This window comes from Pseudomonas sp. R4-84 (genome assembly GCF_054130985.1).
Window position 1 is genome coordinate 1,062,434 of the sequence record NZ_CP096390.1, and the last position, 16,243, is coordinate 1,078,676.

General features: G+C 61.3%; 19 protein-coding genes. 18 read left to right on the top strand and 1 reads right to left on the bottom strand.

The genetic code is table 11. The features are described 5' to 3' along the window. Positions 1–92: 92 nt before the first annotated feature. Positions 93–911 (bottom strand): type III secretion system regulator SuhB, encoded by an 819-nt coding sequence (suhB, locus tag M1D68_RS04925; protein ID WP_457969488.1) that lies wholly within the window; start codon positions 909–911, stop codon positions 93–95. A gap of 144 nt (positions 912–1,055) precedes the next feature. Here suhB and trmJ point away from each other — a divergent pair, with 144 nt between their 5' ends. The 18 genes from trmJ (at position 1,056) to bamB (ending at position 16,125) form a co-directional block, all read left to right on the top strand. Beyond that, entirely contained in the window at positions 1,056–1,826 is a 771-nt protein-coding gene (trmJ, locus tag M1D68_RS04930) for a tRNA (cytosine(32)/uridine(32)-2'-O)-methyltransferase TrmJ (RefSeq protein ID WP_420764147.1), read from the top strand. A gap of 1 nt (position 1,827) precedes the next feature. Beyond that, complete coding sequence (gene cysE / locus M1D68_RS04935; protein ID WP_434562427.1) at positions 1,828–2,604, top strand: serine O-acetyltransferase; 777 nt, start codon at positions 1,828–1,830, stop codon at positions 2,602–2,604. A gap of 241 nt (positions 2,605–2,845) precedes the next feature. Next, positions 2,846–3,337: a Fe-S cluster assembly transcriptional regulator IscR gene (gene iscR / locus M1D68_RS04940; RefSeq protein WP_030139599.1), complete on the top strand. Its 492-nt coding sequence runs from the start codon at positions 2,846–2,848 to the stop codon at positions 3,335–3,337. 50 nt (positions 3,338–3,387) lie between these two features. Beyond that, positions 3,388–4,602, top strand: coding sequence for an IscS subfamily cysteine desulfurase (locus M1D68_RS04945; RefSeq protein ID WP_030139598.1), 1,215 nt, complete (start codon positions 3,388–3,390; stop codon positions 4,600–4,602). A 43-nt stretch (positions 4,603–4,645) separates the two neighbouring features. Further along, a complete protein-coding gene (iscU, locus tag M1D68_RS04950; protein WP_003185157.1) occupies positions 4,646–5,032 on the top strand; it encodes a Fe-S cluster assembly scaffold IscU in 387 nt (128 codons plus the stop codon). Between the two features lie 24 nt (positions 5,033–5,056). Then, positions 5,057–5,380, top strand: a complete 324-nt coding sequence (iscA, locus tag M1D68_RS04955) for an iron-sulfur cluster assembly protein IscA (protein WP_420764149.1) — start codon at positions 5,057–5,059, stop codon at positions 5,378–5,380. A gap of 8 nt (positions 5,381–5,388) precedes the next feature. Continuing rightward, complete coding sequence (gene hscB / locus M1D68_RS04960; protein ID WP_420764150.1) at positions 5,389–5,910, top strand: co-chaperone HscB; 522 nt, start codon at positions 5,389–5,391, stop codon at positions 5,908–5,910. Between the two features lie 50 nt (positions 5,911–5,960). After that, positions 5,961–7,823: a Fe-S protein assembly chaperone HscA gene (hscA, locus tag M1D68_RS04965; protein WP_434562429.1), complete on the top strand. Its 1,863-nt coding sequence runs from the start codon at positions 5,961–5,963 to the stop codon at positions 7,821–7,823. Between the two features lie 3 nt (positions 7,824–7,826). Beyond that, positions 7,827–8,168: an ISC system 2Fe-2S type ferredoxin gene (gene fdx, locus M1D68_RS04970; protein ID WP_420764152.1), complete on the top strand. Its 342-nt coding sequence runs from the start codon at positions 7,827–7,829 to the stop codon at positions 8,166–8,168. Positions 8,169–8,181: 13 nt separating this feature from the next. After that, positions 8,182–8,382: a Fe-S cluster assembly protein IscX gene (gene iscX / locus M1D68_RS04975; protein ID WP_305498989.1), complete on the top strand. Its 201-nt coding sequence runs from the start codon at positions 8,182–8,184 to the stop codon at positions 8,380–8,382. An 87-nt stretch (positions 8,383–8,469) separates the two neighbouring features. Then, a complete protein-coding gene (gene ndk / locus M1D68_RS04980) occupies positions 8,470–8,895 on the top strand; it encodes a nucleoside-diphosphate kinase (RefSeq protein WP_042727994.1) in 426 nt (141 codons plus the stop codon). A gap of 28 nt (positions 8,896–8,923) precedes the next feature. Next, positions 8,924–10,072 carry a 23S rRNA (adenine(2503)-C(2))-methyltransferase RlmN gene (gene rlmN / locus M1D68_RS04985; RefSeq protein WP_420764153.1) on the top strand — a complete coding sequence of 383 codons (1,149 nt, stop codon included), beginning with the start codon at positions 8,924–8,926 and terminating at the stop codon, positions 10,070–10,072. 12 nt (positions 10,073–10,084) lie between these two features. After that, the gene (gene pilW, locus M1D68_RS04990; protein WP_434609712.1) at positions 10,085–10,843 is read left to right on the top strand and encodes a type IV pilus biogenesis/stability protein PilW; all 759 of its coding nucleotides are present in this window, start codon (positions 10,085–10,087) and stop codon (positions 10,841–10,843) included. Continuing rightward, on the top strand, positions 10,843–11,874 hold the full coding sequence (locus M1D68_RS04995; protein WP_457969493.1) for a RodZ domain-containing protein: 1,032 nt from the start codon (positions 10,843–10,845) through the stop codon (positions 11,872–11,874). Before pilW ends, M1D68_RS04995 begins: the two co-directional genes overlap by 1 nt. A gap of 3 nt (positions 11,875–11,877) precedes the next feature. Then, complete coding sequence (gene ispG, locus M1D68_RS05000; RefSeq protein ID WP_325717643.1) at positions 11,878–12,987, top strand: flavodoxin-dependent (E)-4-hydroxy-3-methylbut-2-enyl-diphosphate synthase; 1,110 nt, start codon at positions 11,878–11,880, stop codon at positions 12,985–12,987. A 22-nt stretch (positions 12,988–13,009) separates the two neighbouring features. Continuing rightward, complete coding sequence (hisS, locus tag M1D68_RS05005; protein WP_434562435.1) at positions 13,010–14,299, top strand: histidine--tRNA ligase; 1,290 nt, start codon at positions 13,010–13,012, stop codon at positions 14,297–14,299. A gap of 40 nt (positions 14,300–14,339) precedes the next feature. Continuing rightward, positions 14,340–14,981 carry a tetratricopeptide repeat protein gene (locus tag M1D68_RS05010; protein ID WP_039592112.1) on the top strand — a complete coding sequence of 214 codons (642 nt, stop codon included), beginning with the start codon at positions 14,340–14,342 and terminating at the stop codon, positions 14,979–14,981. Next, positions 14,974–16,125, top strand: coding sequence for an outer membrane protein assembly factor BamB (gene bamB, locus M1D68_RS05015; RefSeq protein WP_420764157.1), 1,152 nt, complete (start codon positions 14,974–14,976; stop codon positions 16,123–16,125). Before M1D68_RS05010 ends, bamB begins: the two co-directional genes overlap by 8 nt. Positions 16,126–16,243: the final 118 nt, after the last annotated feature.

Here is a 16,243-nt window from a genome sequence, read left to right on the forward strand (position 1 = left end):
CTCCCTCGCAACGGAGTGTTCACATCTGAACTGAGTGGTTTGAACAGGCAAAAAAAAGCACCCCGAAGGGTGCTTCTCTTGAGCCAAGCGGCTTAGCGCTTCAGCGAGGCCGGCAGGTGTGGCTGGATCGCCGTCAGCACAGCCTTGAAGCATTTGGTGTTGCCAGCAACGATGTGGCCTTTTTCAAGGAAGTCATGGCCGCCAGTGAAGTCGCTCACCAAGCCACCCGCTTCCTGGATCAGCAGAGCGCCTGCTGCCATGTCCCACTCTGACAGGCCCGACTCCCAGAACGCATCGAAACGACCGGCCGCGACATAAGCGAGGTCCAGGCTGGCGGCACCGGCGCGGCGGATGCCGGCGGTCTGGCCGACCAGGGCACGGAACATGCCCAGGTAGTTGTCCAGGTTGTCCATCTGGTCGTCACGGAACGGGAAGCCGGTACCCAGCAGGGCGCCGTCCAGGCTGGTGCGGCCGCTGACGCGCAGGCGACGACCGTTCAACTGGGCGCCACGGCCACGGCTGGCGGTGAATTCTTCCTGGCGAACCGGGTCCAGCACGACGGCGTGTTCCAGGCGGCCACGGTATTTGCAGGCGATGCTGACAGCGAAGTGGGGGATGCCGCGCAGGAAGTTGGTGGTGCCGTCCAGCGGATCGATGATCCACAGGTACTCTTCGCCTTCGATGCCGGTACCGGCGTGCATGCCGGTCTCTTCACCGCGGATAGAGTGGTTCGGGTAAGCCTTGCGCAGGGCGTCGACGATTTTCTTTTCGGCGGCGCGATCGACCTCGGACACGTAGTCCTTGGCGTCTTTTTCATCGACCTTGATGGTATCCAGGCGCTCGATGGAGCGGAAGATCAGTTCACTGGCGCTGCGGGCGGCGCGCAGCGCGATATTCAGCATGGGCTGCATGGATGTGTCACCTAAGGTTGTTAAAGAAAGCCGCGCATTCTATCAGAAAGTTTTCTCAGGAGAAGGTTGGTGTTCGCTTTCATAGCTTAACGGTAGGTGCTTAGGTAAGATTTGCTCCCTTTTATGTGTTCGAGAGCGCCTCCCTTGTTGCAGAACATTCGTGTCGTCCTGGTCAACACCAGCCATCCGGGAAATATCGGCGGAGCTGCGCGGGCCATGAAGAACATGGGCCTGTCGCGGCTGGTGCTGGTCGAGCCCCGTTCGTTTCCCCATCACGAAGCCGATGCCCGGGCATCCGGCGCCAACGACATCCTGGCCAACGCCGAGGTCGTCGCCACGTTGGAAGACGCCCTGGTGGGTTGCAACCTGGTGCTCGGCACCAGCGCCCGCGATCGCCGTATCCCGTGGCCGCTGCTCGATCCCCGCGAATGCGGCACCAAAGTGGTCGAGGAGGCGGGGCAGGGCGTGCAGATCGCTTTGGTGTTCGGCCGAGAAGATTCCGGCCTCACCAACGAAGAACTGCAGCGATGTCATTATCACGTGCATATCCCTTCCGACCCTGGATTCAGCTCGCTGAACCTTGGGGCGGCGGTGCAGGTGTTGAGCTATGAAGTGCGCATGGCCTGGCTGCAAGCCGAAGGCCAGCCCAGCAAGGTGGAAAAATTCGAGGCGACGTCGCCGCGCAGTGAGACACTGGCGACCATGGACGAACTGGAGCGATTCTATGAGCACCTGGAACAAACCCTGGTGGCCATCGAATTCCTTGACCCGGACAAGCCTCGACACTTGATGGCGCGCCTGCGTCGGTTGTACGGACGAAGCTCGGTGAGCCGGGCGGAAATGAATATATTGCGCGGCATCCTCACGGAAACCCAGAAAGCGGCCCGTGGCGAGCTGATTAAGCGGAAGGAATAAAATGTTCGAACGTTTGCGTGAAGATATCCAGAGCGTCTTTCATCGTGACCCGGCGGCGCGCAATGCCTTTGAAGTGTTGACCTGCTACCCGGGGATGCACGCCATCTGGATCCATCGCCTGTCCGGCGCCTTGTGGAACATGGGCTGGAAATGGCTGGCGCGGCTGGTCTCGAACTTCGGCCGCTGGCTGACCGGGATCGAGATCCATCCGGGCGCCAAGGTCGGTCGCCGGTTCTTCATCGATCATGGCATGGGCATCGTCATTGGCGAGACCGCCGAGATCGGCGACGACGTGACGCTGTACCAGGGTGTGACCCTCGGCGGCACTAGCTGGAACAAAGGCAAGCGCCACCCAACGCTGGAGGACGGCGTCGTCGTCGGTGCCGGCGCCAAGGTGCTCGGGCCGTTCACGGTAGGGGCGGGGGCGAAGGTCGGTTCCAACGCCGTGGTTACCAAGGCCGTGCCGCCTGGCGCGACCGTGGTGGGTATTCCGGGGCGGATCATCGTCAAATCGGATGAAGAGCAGGACGCACGGCGCAAAGCCATGGCCGAAAAGATCGGCTTCGACGCCTACGGTGTCGGCGAAGACATGCCCGACCCGGTCGCCCGCGCCATCAACCAGCTGCTGGACCATTTGCAGGCCGTCGATGGACGCCTGGAGGGGATGTGCGGAGCCCTCAAGGACCTGGGCAGTAATTATTGTGCCAAGGACCTGCCTGAGCTGCGCGAAGAAGACTTCGCGTGTGTGAAGGACAAGGATGAGACCCAGGCTGGCTGAAACCCTGCTGGCCTCATCGCGAGCAGGCTCGCTCCCACGCCTACAGCGGTGATCTCCTGTGGGGGCGAGCCTGTTCGCGGAGAACGGTAACGCGGTATAGCTGGTCGTTAGCCGCCTACCTTTGCTATCATGCGCGCGCTCTTTTGCGGGTAATCCCGAGTAAAGCACTAGGTCTTATACTTGACTTAAATACTCGGGAATTGCATACTCGCCCCCATTCCGAACTCCGTGGTAATTGTCCATGCGACTGACTACAAAAGGCCGATACGCCGTGACCGCAATGCTGGATCTGGCATTGCATGCGCAGCACGGGCCGGTGTCCCTGGCCGATATCTCCGAGCGCCAGGGCATCTCCCTGTCTTACCTCGAACAGCTGTTCGCCAAGCTGCGCCGCAGCAACCTGGTTTCCAGCGTTCGTGGTCCCGGTGGCGGCTACCAGCTGTCACGCGAGATGCAAGGCATCCAGGTCGCCCAGGTGATCGATGCCGTGAACGAATCGGTCGATGCGACCAAATGCCAGGGGCTGGGCGATTGCCATGGCGGCGATACATGCCTGACCCACCATCTGTGGTGTGACTTGAGCCTGCAGATCCACGAGTTTCTGAGCGGTATCAGCTTGGCCGACCTTGTAACTCGCCGTGAGGTGCAAGAAGTCGCCCAGCGTCAGGACCAGCGCCGTTGCAATGGCAAGGCGCCGCACCTGGACAAGATCGAAGCGTCCGCCGTCGAATGACCGCCGCAGAGCAAGCGGAACGCCAGCCAGCCTGATTTAGGAGAGAGTCCATGAAATTGCCGATTTACCTTGATTACTCTGCGACCACCCCGGTTGATCCGCGTGTCGCGCAAAAGATGAGTGAATGCCTGCTGGTCGACGGAAACTTCGGTAACCCGGCTTCGCGCTCCCACGTGTTTGGCTGGAAAGCCGAAGAATCGGTCGAAAACGCTCGTCGCCAGGTCGCCGACCTGGTCAACGCCGACCCGCGCGAGATCGTCTGGACCTCCGGTGCCACCGAATCCGACAACCTGGCAATCAAGGGTGTCGCGCATTTCTACCACACCAAGGGCAAGCACTTGATCACCTCCAAGATCGAGCACAAGGCTGTCCTGGACACCACGCGTCAACTGGAGCGTGAAGGCTTCGAAGTCACCTACATCGAGCCCGGTGAAGACGGCCTGATCACCCCGGCCATGGTCGAAGCCGCCCTGCGCGACGACACCATCCTGGTTTCGATCATGCACGTGAACAACGAAATCGGCACCGTCAACGACATCGCCGCCATCGGCGAGCTGACCCGTTCCAAGGGCGTCCTGTTCCACGTCGACGCGGCGCAATCCACTGGCAAGGTCGACATCGACCTGTCGAAGCTGAAAGTCGACCTGATGTCGTTCTCGGCCCACAAGACCTACGGTCCTAAAGGCATCGGCGCCCTGTACGTCAGCCGCAAGCCGCGTGTTCGCCTCGAAGCGACCATGCACGGCGGTGGTCACGAGCGCGGCATGCGTTCCGGTACCCTGGCGACCCACCAGATCGTCGGCATGGGCGAAGCGTTCCGAGTTGCCAAGGAAGACATGGCTGCCGAAAACGTGCGCATCAAGGCCTTGAGCGACCGTTTCTTCAAGCAGGTCGAGCACCTCGAAGAGCTGTACGTCAATGGCAGCATGACCGCCCGCGTCCCGCACAACCTGAACCTGAGCTTCAACTACGTTGAAGGTGAGTCGCTGATCATGGCGCTCAAGGATCTGGCCGTGTCGTCCGGTTCGGCGTGCACCTCGGCGTCGCTGGAGCCTTCGTACGTACTGCGCGCCCTGGGCCGCAACGACGAACTGGCCCACAGCTCCATCCGCTTCACCTTCGGCCGCTTCACCACCGAAGAAGAAATCGATTATGCCGCGCAGAAAGTCTGCGAGGCAGTGACCAAGCTGCGCGCACTGTCGCCGCTGTGGGACATGTACAAAGACGGCGTCGACATTTCGAAAATCGAATGGGCAGCGCACTGAGAAGTCGCCACCAGAGCGGCTCCACTGATGAGGATTGAAGCAAATGGCATATAGCGAAAAGGTCATCGACCACTACGAGAACCCGCGCAACGTCGGCAAGATGGACGCGCAGGATCCTGACGTCGGCACCGGCATGGTCGGTGCTCCGGCGTGCGGCGACGTGATGCGCCTGCAGATCAAGGTCAACGAGCAAGGCATCATCGAAGATGCCAAGTTCAAGACCTATGGCTGCGGCTCGGCCATCGCGTCCAGCTCCCTGGCTACTGAGTGGATGAAGGGCAAGACCCTCGACGAAGCCGAAACCATCAAGAACACCCAGCTGGCCGAAGAACTGGCCCTGCCGCCAGTGAAGATCCACTGCTCGGTACTCGCTGAAGACGCCATCAAGGCCGCCGTTCGCGACTACAAGCAGAAAAAAGGCTTGATCTGATCCGCGTTACGGTAAGGAGTTTCCATGGCTATCCAGATGACAGAAGCAGCAGCTAAGCATGTGCAGCGTTCTCTTGCAGGGCGCGGCAAAGGCGAGGGTATCCGCCTGGGTGTTCGCACCACGGGCTGCTCTGGCCTCGCCTACGTGCTGGAATTCGTCGACGAAGTGGGCGAAGAGGACCAGGTATTCGAAAGTCATGGTCAGAAAGTGATCATTGACCCGAAGAGCCTGACGTACCTGGACGGCACCGAGCTGGATTTCGTCAAGGAAGGGTTGAACGAAGGCTTCAAGTTCAACAACCCCAACGTGCGCGGTGAGTGTGGCTGCGGCGAAAGCTTCAACATCTGAGGCTGCTCGTGGGTACTCCTTGTCATTTTGCGTTGTTCCAGTTGCAGCCTGCTTTCCAGCTGGACCTCGATCAGTTGTCCGCGCGTTACCTGGAACTGGCCCGTGGTGTTCATCCCGACCGCTTTGCCGATGCCTCCGAGGCGGAGCAGCGGCGGGCGCTCGAGCAGTCGGCGAACCTCAACGAGGCTTACCAGACGCTCAAGAACCCGGCCAAGCGCGCGCGCTACCTGCTGGCCATCAGCGGCCATGAGTTGCCGCTGGAGGTCACGGTCCATGATCCCGAGTTTCTTTTGCAGCAGATGCAATGGCGCGAAGAGCTCGAAGACCTGCAGGACAGCGCGGATCTGGCTGGTGTCGCGGTATTCAAGCGTCGCTTGAAAGACGCCCAGCAAGAACTGAACGAAGACTTCGCAGCCTGCTGGAACGATGCCGCGCAACGCGAACAGGCCGAGCGCCTGATGCGGCGCATGCAGTTCCTCGACAAGCTCACCCACGAAGTGCGCCAGTTAGAAGAGCGCCTCGACGATTAACCCAGTGCCGCTCCGGTCGCACGCCTGATTACAGATAAGTCCTGATTACGATGGCCCTACTGCAGATCGCCGAACCCGGCCAAAGTCCACAACCGCACCAGCGTCGCCTGGCTGTCGGGATCGACTTGGGTACCACCAATTCCCTGGTCGCTGCCTTGCGCAGCGGTCTTTCCGAACCGCTGGCCGACGAGCAGGGGCGGGTCATCCTGCCGTCCGCCGTGCGCTACCACGCCGATCGCGTCGAAGTAGGCGATTCGGCCAGGCTGGCCGCCGCCAGCGATCCCCTGAATACCATTGTGTCGGTCAAGCGCTTGATGGGTCGTGGTCTGTCCGACGTCAAGCAATTGGGCGAGCAGCTGCCGTACCGCTTCGTTGGCGGCGAGTCCCACATGCCGTTCATCGAGACCGTGCAGGGGCCGAAAAGCCCGGTAGAAGTGTCCGCCGACATCCTCAAAGTCCTGCGTCAGCGCGCCGAAGCGGCGTTGGGTGGCGAGCTGGTGGGCGCAGTGATTACCGTCCCGGCGTATTTCGACGACGCTCAGCGCCAAGCCACCAAGGACGCCGCCAAGCTCGCCGGCCTCAACGTGTTGCGCCTGCTCAATGAGCCGACCGCCGCTGCCGTTGCCTACGGCCTTGACCAGCACGCCGAAGGCCTGGTCGCGATCTACGACCTGGGTGGCGGTACTTTCGATATTTCGATCCTGCGCCTGACCGGCGGTGTCTTCGAAGTCCTCGCTACCGGTGGCGACAGCGCCCTGGGCGGGGACGATTTCGACCACGCGATCGCTGGCTGGATCATCGAGCAGGCCGGCCTCTCCGCTGACCTCGACCCGGGTGCCCAGCGCCATCTGCTGCAAACCGCCTGCGCGGCCAAGGAAGCCTTGACCGACGCTGCCTCCGTTGAAGTCGCTTATGGCGACTGGAGCGCCGCCCTTACCCGCGAAGCCTTTAACGCACTGATCGAACCCATGGTTGCCCGCAGCCTCAAGGCCTGCCGCCGTGCCGTGCGTGATTCCGGCGTGGAGCTTGAGGATGTGAAAGCGGTGGTCATGGTCGGTGGTTCGACCCGAGTGCCGCGGGTTCGTGAAGCCGTTGCCGAGGCCTTCGGCCGCCAGCCGCTGACCGAAATCGACCCGGACCAGGTAGTCGCCATCGGCGCCGCGATCCAGGCCGACACCCTGGCCGGCAACAAGCGCGACGGTGGCGAGCTGCTGTTGCTCGACGTAATCCCGCTGTCCCTGGGGCTGGAAACCATGGGTGGCCTGATGGAGAAGGTAATTCCGCGCAACACCACCATCCCGGTTGCCCGCGCCCAGGACTTCACCACTTATAAAGACGGCCAGTCGGCCATGATGATCCACGTGCTGCAAGGCGAGCGTGAGCTGATCAGCGACTGCCGTTCCCTGGCCCGCTTCGAATTGCGCGGCATCCCGGCCATGGTTGCCGGTGCAGCGAAGATCCGCGTGACCTTCCAGGTCGACGCCGACGGTCTGCTCAACGTCTCCGCCCGCGAGTTGGGTTCGGGCGTGGAGGCGAGCATCCAGGTCAAGCCGTCCTATGGCCTGACCGACGGTGAAATTGCCAAGATGCTCAAGGACTCGTTCCAGCACGCCAGCGACGACAAGGTCGCACGTGTGTTGCGTGAACAGCAAGTCGACGGCCAGCGTCTGATCGAAGCCGTGCAAGCCGCCCTTGAAGCGGATGGCGACCGTTTGCTCGACGCCGAGGAACGCATGGTCATCGAGCTGCAAGTGCAGGAATTGTCCGAATTGCTCAAGGGCACCGATGGTTATGCCATCGAACAGCAGACCAAGCGTCTGTCGCAAGTCACCGATGCCTTTGCTGCCCGCCGCCTGGACTCGACGGTGAAAGCCGCCCTGGCGGGGCGCAACCTGAATGAAATCGAGGAATAACTGATGCCGCAGGTGATTTTTCTGCCCCACGAGAAGTTCTGTCCGGAGGGCATGGTCGTAGAGGCTGAGCCCGGAATCTCCATTCTCGAGCTGGCCCATGAGCACCATATCGAGATGGAAAGTGCCTGTGGCGGCGTCTGTGCTTGCACGACCTGCCATTGCATCATTCGCGAAGGCTTCGACTCGCTGGAAGAGGCGGATGAACTGGAGGAAGACTTCCTTGATCGGGCCTGGGGACTGGAAGCGCAATCGCGCCTGGGTTGCCAGGTTATCGTCGGTACCGAAGACCTGACCGTCGAAATCCCGAAATATTCGCTTAACCATGCGGCCGAAGCGCCGCACTGATGGTGACACTGTCATGAGCTATGGTTGGAATGATGTACAGCGCATCGCGGAAGAATTGGCTGAAGCCCATGAGGGCCTCGATCCGTACTCTGTAGGTTTCGTCCGTCTGCAGCAGATGATCCTGGAGCTGCCTGGCTTCGATGCCACCTCTGGCCGAGTCGGCGAGAAGGTGTTGGAAGCGGTTCAGGAGCTCTGGGCCGCCGAATTGGACTGATCGCTTCGCAGGTTAGGCAATACCTAAGAACCCGCGTATAATTCGCGGGTTTAATTTTTCGTAAATTACCGTTTCTGGAGTTACACCATGGCTGTTCAACGTACTTTCTCCATCATCAAGCCTGACGCCGTTGCTAAAAACGTGATCGGCAAGATCGTTACCCGCTTCGAAGACGCTGGCCTGCGCGTTGTAGCTTCGAAAATGAAGCAACTGTCCAAAGCCGAAGCCGAAGGCTTCTACGCTGAGCACAGCGAGCGCGGTTTCTTCGGTGAGCTGGTTGCTTTCATGACTTCCGGTCCGGTTGTCGTTCAGGTGCTGGAAGGCGAAAACGCCATCGCTCGCAACCGTGAGCTGATGGGCGCTACCAACCCTAAAGAAGCTGCTGCCGGCACCATCCGTGCTGACTTCGCTGAATCCATCGACGCCAACGCCGTCCACGGTTCGGACTCCGAAGCTGCCGCTGCTCGCGAAATCGCTTACTTTTTCTCCGCTACTGAAGTAACCACTCGCTAAGCCCAGGCTTTTGAGTGAAGGTGAATCCATGACTACATCGAACGGCAAAACCAACCTGTTGGGCCTGACCCAGCCGGAAATGGAGAAATTCTTCGACTCGATCGGGGAGAAGCGTTTCCGTGCCGGCCAGGTGATGAAATGGATTCACCACTTTGGCGTCGACGATTTCGACGCCATGACGAATGTCGGCAAGGCCCTGCGCGAAAAGCTCAAGGCTGTTGCCGAGATTCGCGGTCCCGAAGTGGTCAGCCAGGACATCTCCAGCGACGGCACCCGTAAATGGGTAGTGCGCGTGGCTTCCGGCAGCTGCGTCGAGACCGTCTACATTCCCCAGGGCAAGCGCGGCACCTTGTGCGTTTCGTCCCAGGCAGGCTGTGCCCTGGATTGCAGTTTCTGCTCCACCGGCAAGCAAGGCTTCAACAGCAACCTCACCGCCGCCGAAGTGATCGGCCAGGTGTGGATTGCCAACAAATCCTTTGGCAGCGTCCCGGCAACCGTCGACCGTGCCATCACCAACGTGGTGATGATGGGCATGGGAGAGCCGCTGCTGAACTTCGACAACGTCGTCTCCGCCATGCACCTGATGATGGATGACCTGGGCTACGGCATTTCCAAGCGCCGCGTGACCCTGTCCACCTCCGGCGTGGTGCCGATGATCGATGAGCTGGCCAAGCACATCGACGTCTCCCTGGCGTTGTCGCTGCACGCACCCAATGACGCATTGCGTAACCAATTGGTGCCGATCAACAAGAAATATCCGCTTAAGATGCTGCTCGAGTCGTGCCAGCGCTACATGTCGTCCCTGGGCGAAAAACGCGTGCTGACCATCGAGTACACCCTGCTCAAGGACGTGAACGACAAGGTTGAACACGCGGTCGAGATGATCGAGCTGCTCAAGAACATTCCGTGCAAGATCAACCTGATCCCCTTCAACCCGTTCCCGCATTCCGGTTATGAGCGTCCGAGCAACAACGCGATTCGTCGCTTCCAGGATCAGCTCCACCACGCTGGCTTCAACGTCACCGTGCGCACCACCCGCGGCGAAGACATTGACGCCGCGTGTGGCCAATTGGTTGGACAGGTGCTGGATCGCACCCGTCGCAGCGAACGCTACATCGCCGTGCGCGAATTGAACGCCGCCGACGAAGTCGCGCAGAACGCTGCGAACAGTCACTAAGAGAGGAACTCTATGTCCCTGCGCTTCGCGCTGCTGTTGCTGTTGGCCGGACTCTGCTCCGGTTGTGTCCTGTCGGGTGACTACAACCCGATGAAGACCAGCAAAGGGCGCGACGAGGCGCGCGAAGCCTATGTGCAGTTGGGCATTGGCTACTTGCAGCAGGGCATGACCGAGCGGGCCAAGGTGCCCCTCAAGAAAGCCCTGGAACTGGACAGCTCCGACGCCGATGCCAACGCGGCGCTGGCGTTGGTGTTCCAGGCGGAGCTGGAGCCGGAACTGGCTGACGAGCATTTTCGCAAGGCGCTGTCGGCCCAGCCGCAAGATGCCCGGATCCTGAACAATTACGGCAGTTTTCTCTACGAACAGGCCCGCTACAAGGACGCCTACGAACGCTTCGAGCAAGCGGCCGCCGATACCCTTTACCCCGAGCGCTCACGGGTCTTCGAGAACCTCGGCATGACCGCCGCGAAACTCGGCCAGCGCGATCTGGCCCGCCAGCAGTTGGAAAAAGCGCTGCGGCTCAACCGCCAACAACCCCGTGCGTTGCTGGAAATGGCTGAGTTGTCCTACGAAGACAGGCATTATGTGCCCGCGCGCGACTATTACGAGCGTTTTAGCCTGCTCAGCGAGCAAAATGCACGTAGTCTATTGCTCGGCGTTCGGCTGGCACATGTGTTTGAAGATCGCGACAAGGCCGCAAGCTACGGCCTGCAACTCAAAAGACTTTATCCCGGTACGCCGGAATATCAGCAATACCTGTCGGAGCAATGATGAAAGCGGCGCATCCCGAAGTTGTAGCAGCGACTCGCGTAAATCCCGGTGAGACCCTGCGTCAAGCCCGCGAAAGCAATGGTTGGTCGCTGGCCGAAGTGGCCCTCAAGCTCAATCTCACCGTGACTTCCCTGAGCAACCTGGAAGCAGGCGCGTTCGACAAATTGCCAGGGCATACCTTTGCCCGGGGCTATATCCGCGCCTATGCCAAACTGCTTGGCATGGACCAGACCACGCTGGTCCAGCAATTCGATCAATACACCGGTTCCGATGCCCAGGGCAGCAGCGTGCACAGCCTGGGTCGTATCGAGGAGCCGGTTCGCGTTTCCCACACCATTTTGCGAATCGTCAGTCTGTTGCTGCTGATTGCGGTGATTGGTGGTGGTTTTGTCTGGTGGCAGGACCAGGCTTCCTTGCGTGGCAAGGAGCCGGTTGCCATGAACCCCGAGCACGTCGAAGTCGAAGGCGCCGACGGCACGACCCAGATCCATCCGCTGGACGAACCGGAAGACCAGGCCGTCGTCGAAGGCCAGGCCGAAGGCGAAACCGCCCTGGCCCTGCCGCAAGGCCCTGACAATGGCGAGACCGGTGCTGCCGCGGGTACCGAATCAGCCGCTCCAACGGCTCCAGCCACTGCGCCCGCACCGACCGCGCCGGCCCAGGCTGGCAGCGCTCCGGTGGCGCCAGCAGCCCCGGCAGCACCGGCCCCTGTCACGCCCGCGCCGACCATGGCGGCTCCAACGGTGCCAGCGGCGCCGGTTGCTCCAACCGCTCCGGCCCCCGCACCGGGCGACGGCCAGGTACAGATCCAGTTCACCGCCGATTGCTGGACGCAGATCACCGACGGCAACGGCAAGGTGTTGTTCAGTGGCCTCAAGCGCAAGGGCGACAGCACCTCAGTCAACGGCAAGCCACCGTTTGCCGTACGCCTGGGTTATGCCCGTGGCGCGCAGGTCAGCTACAACGGCCAGCCGGTCGATGTGGCTCCGTTCACCAGTGGCGAGACCGCTCGCCTGAAATTGGGTCAATAAGTCATGCACGGCGAATCTCCAATCAAGCGTCGCGAGTCCCGGAAAATCTGGGTCGGTAACGTGCCCGTGGGCGGCGATGCGCCAATCGCTGTGCAGAGCATGACCAACAGCGACACCAATGACGTGGCCGCCACGGTCGCGCAGATCAACCGCCTGGAAGCCGCCGGCGTCGACATCGTGCGCGTGTCCGTGCCGGATATGGACGCCGCCGAGGCATTCGGCAAGATCAAGCAACTGGTCAAGGTTCCCTTGGTGGCCGATATCCACTTCGACTACCGCATCGCCCTGCGCGTGGCCGAATTGGGCGTCGATTGCCTGCGCATCAACCCCGGCAACATCGGTCGCGAAGACCGTGTGCGGGCCGTGGTGGATGCCGCCCGTGATCGCGGCATTCCGATCCGCATCGGCGTCAACGCTGGCTCCCTGGAAAAAGACCTGCAGAAAAAATACGGCGAACCGACCCCAGCCGCGCTGGTGGAGTCGGCCCTGCGCCATGTGGAGCACCTCGAACGCCTGAATTTCCAGGACTTCAAGGTCAGCGTAAAGGCGTCCGATGTGTTCATGGCCGTCGAAGCCTACCGCCTGCTGGCCAAGGAAATCGTCCAGCCGCTGCACCTGGGCATCACCGAAGCCGGTGGGTTGCGTTCGGGTACGGTGAAATCCGCCGTCGGCCTCGGTATGCTGCTCGCCGAAGGGATTGGCGATACCATCCGCATCTCGCTGGCGGCTGACCCGGTCGAGGAAGTGAAAGTCGGCTACGACATCCTCAAGTCCCTGCACCTGCGTTCGCGCGGCATCAACTTCATCGCCTGCCCGAGCTGCTCGCGGCAGAACTTCGATGTGGTCAAGACCATGAACGAGCTGGAAGGGCGCCTTGAAGATTTGCTGGTGCCGCTGGATGTCGCGGTGATCGGCTGCGTGGTCAACGGGCCTGGCGAAGCCAAGGAGGCCCATATCGGCCTCACTGGCGGCACACCGAACCTGATTTACATCGATGGCAAGCCGTCGCAGAAACTGACGAATGACAATCTGGTGGATGAGCTGGAAAAGCTGATCCGCCAGAAAGCGGCCGAAAAGGTCGAAGCCGACGCAGCGGTCATCGCGCGCGGTTAAGTCGCAAGATTAAGGAATACATGTGAGCAAGTCTCTGCAAGCCATTCGTGGCATGAACGACATCCTGCCCGAGCAGACGCCCCTGTGGCGCTATTTCGAGGGCACCGTGGCGCGTTTGCTGGATAACTACGGTTATCGGCAGATCCGCATGCCGATCGTCGAGTTCACCGAGCTGTTCAAGCGCTCCATCGGTGAAGTGACCGACATCGTCGAAAAAGAGATGTACACCTTCGACGACCGCAACGGCGATTCCCTGACCTTGCGCCCCGAAGGCACGGCGGCATGCGTGCGTGCAGTGCTCGAGCATGGCATTACCGGCGGCGGCCAGGTGCAGAAACTCTGGTACGTCGGCCCGATGTTCCGCCACGAGCGTCCGCAGAAAGGCCGGTACCGCCAGTTCCACCAGATCGGTCTTGAGGTGTTCAACCTCGAAGGGCCGGACATCGACGCCGAATTGATCGTCATGACCTGGCGCCTGTGGGGCGAGCTGGGGCTGCGCGACGCAGTCAAGCTTGAGCTCAACAGTCTGGGCACCAGCGAGTCCCGTGGCCGCTATCGCGAAGCGCTGGTGGAGTTTCTGTCCGCGCACATCGACAAGCTCGACGAAGACAGCCAGCGCCGCCTCAAGACCAACCCGCTGCGCGTGCTGGACACCAAGAACCCGGAAACCCAAGCGATCCTGGTGGACGCGCCGAAAATGGCCGACTACCTCGACGACGAGTCCCGGGCGCATTTCGAAGGGTTGAAGGCACGCCTGGACGCCGTTGGCATTCCTTATGTGATCAACCCCAAGTTGGTCCGGGGCCTGGATTACTACAGCAAGACCGTCTTCGAGTGGGTCACCGACAAGCTCGGCGCCCAGGGCACCGTGTGTGCCGGTGGTCGCTACGACGGGCTGGTGGAGCAGATGGGCGGCAAGCCGACCCCGGGCGTGGGCTTTGCCATGGGCATCGAACGTTTGGTACTGATGCTTGAAGCTCTGGATAAAGTGCCTGAAGAGCTTTCCCGCCAGGTCGACGTATACCTGTGCGCCTTTGGCGAGGCCGCCGAACTGGCCGCCTTGTCGTTGAGCGAGCGGATCCGTGACCAGCTACCCAACCTGCGCTTGCAGATCAATGCCGGCGCCGGCAGCTTCAAGAGCCAATTCAAGAAGGCCGACAAGAGCGGTGCGCTGTACGCATTGATCCTCGGCGACGACGAACTGGCCCAACAAGTGGTAGGTTTCAAACCCCTGCGTGGCCAGGGCGAACAACAAAGCATTGCCTGGGATGCGCTTGCCGCGCACCTGGCCACCTGCGTCGTGCAGGGTTGAAGCTGTCAAACAGCCGATTTAGCGATTAAGGAGTATTGGGGTGTCGAGTACCGAAGATGAACAGCTGGCGGATTTGAAGGACTGGTGGACGCGCAATGGCAAGCCGCTGGTCACTGGCGGCCTGTTGGCGCTGGTCATCGTGTTCGGCTGGCAGGCCTACCAGAAATACCAGAGCAACCAGTCGCAAGGCGCCTCGATGCTCTACCAGCAATTGCTGGAAACCACCCTGACCCCGGACGGCAAGCCTGACGCGGCCCGCGTGGCGGACCTGGCCGGCAAGCTCAACAAAGAGTTCGGCGGCACCGCCTATGCCCAGTACGGCAGCCTCTTCGTGGCCAAGGTCGCGGTGGACAGTGGCAAGCTGGACGATGCGGCCACCGAGCTGAAAGCGATCGTCGACAAGCCGGCCAACCCGACCCTGGGCGAAGTGGCGCGTCAGCGCCTGGCACAGGTGCTGGCGGCACAGAACAAGGCTGAAGATGCATTGAAGCTGCTCGACGGCGACGCCGACAAGGCGTTCCTGGCGACTCGCGAAGAACTCAAGGGCGACCTGCTGGTACAGCTGGGTCGTGCCGATGAGGCCCATGCGGCCTACCAAAAAGCCAAGGCTGCGCTGTCGGATGAAGCCGCGGTCGGTGGCCTGCAAATCAAGCTGGACGACCTGGCCAAAGGGGATGCGTGACGTGATCCGTTGGAAACATGCAGCATTGCTGACCCTGGCCATTCTGGCCGCGGGTTGCAGCAGCAACAGCAAGAAAGAACTGCCTCCGGCCGAACTGACCGACTTCAAAGAAGAAGTCGTGCTGCAGAAGCAATGGAGCCGCTCCATCGGTGACGGCCAGGGTGAAACCTACAATATGCTGGTGCCGGCCATCGACGGCGACACCATCTATGCCGGCGACGTTACTGGCGTCGTCATGGCCATGGATCGCACGAACGGCGACGTGAAGTGGGAAAAAGATCTCGAGCTGCCTGTGTCCGGCGCCGTTGGCGTGGGTTACGGGCTGGTCATGATCGGCACGCTCAAGGGCGAGATCGTCGCCCTTGACGCGAGCAGCGGCGAAGAGAAATGGCGCGCCCGCGTGACCAGTGAAGTCCTCGCGCCGCCTGCCACCAACGGTGATGTGGTCGTGGTCCAGACCCAGGACGACCGTCTGATCGGCCTGGACGCCGCCACCGGCGACCAGCGCTGGTTGTATGACAGTACCCCGGCGGTCCTGACCCTGCGCGGCACCAGCGCACCGATCGTCACCAACCGCCTCGCGGTGGCTGGCCTGTCGACCGGTAAAGTCGTGGCCCTGGACATTTCCAATGGCGTGCCGGTCTGGGAGCAGCGTGTAGCGATCCCTCAAGGCCGTTCGGAACTGGAACGCGTGGTCGACATTGACGGTGGCTTGCTGCTGTCCGGCGGTACGCTGTACGTCGCCAGCTACCAGGGCCGCGTCGCGGCGCTCGACCTGGAAACCGGTCGTCCGTTGTGGCAGCGCGATGCGTCCAGCTACGCCGGTGTCGCCCAAGGCTTTGGCAGCGTCTACGTAAGCCTGTCCTCGGGCACCGTCGAAGGCGTCGACGAGCGTTCCACCACCGCATTGTGGAGCAACGATTCCCTGGCCCGTCGTCAACTGTCGGCCCCGGAAGTTTTCTCCAGCTACGTTGCAGTGGGTGACCTGGAAGGTTACCTGCACCTGCTCAGCCAGGTGGACGGTCGTTTCGTCGGCCGTGAGCGCATCGACAGCGACGGCCTGCGTGCCCGTCCGCTGGTGGTGGGCAGCATGATCTATGTGTATGGCAACAGCGGCAAACTGGAAGCCCTGACCATCAAGTAAGACTATGCTTGGGGCTTATCCCCCAAGCGGCCTTGTTCGCGAGGCTTGCAGTGCTTGCACAGGCTGCCCCGAGCACCAGCCGCTGCCTCGCAGCGGCTTTTGTATTTTCTGGAAATAA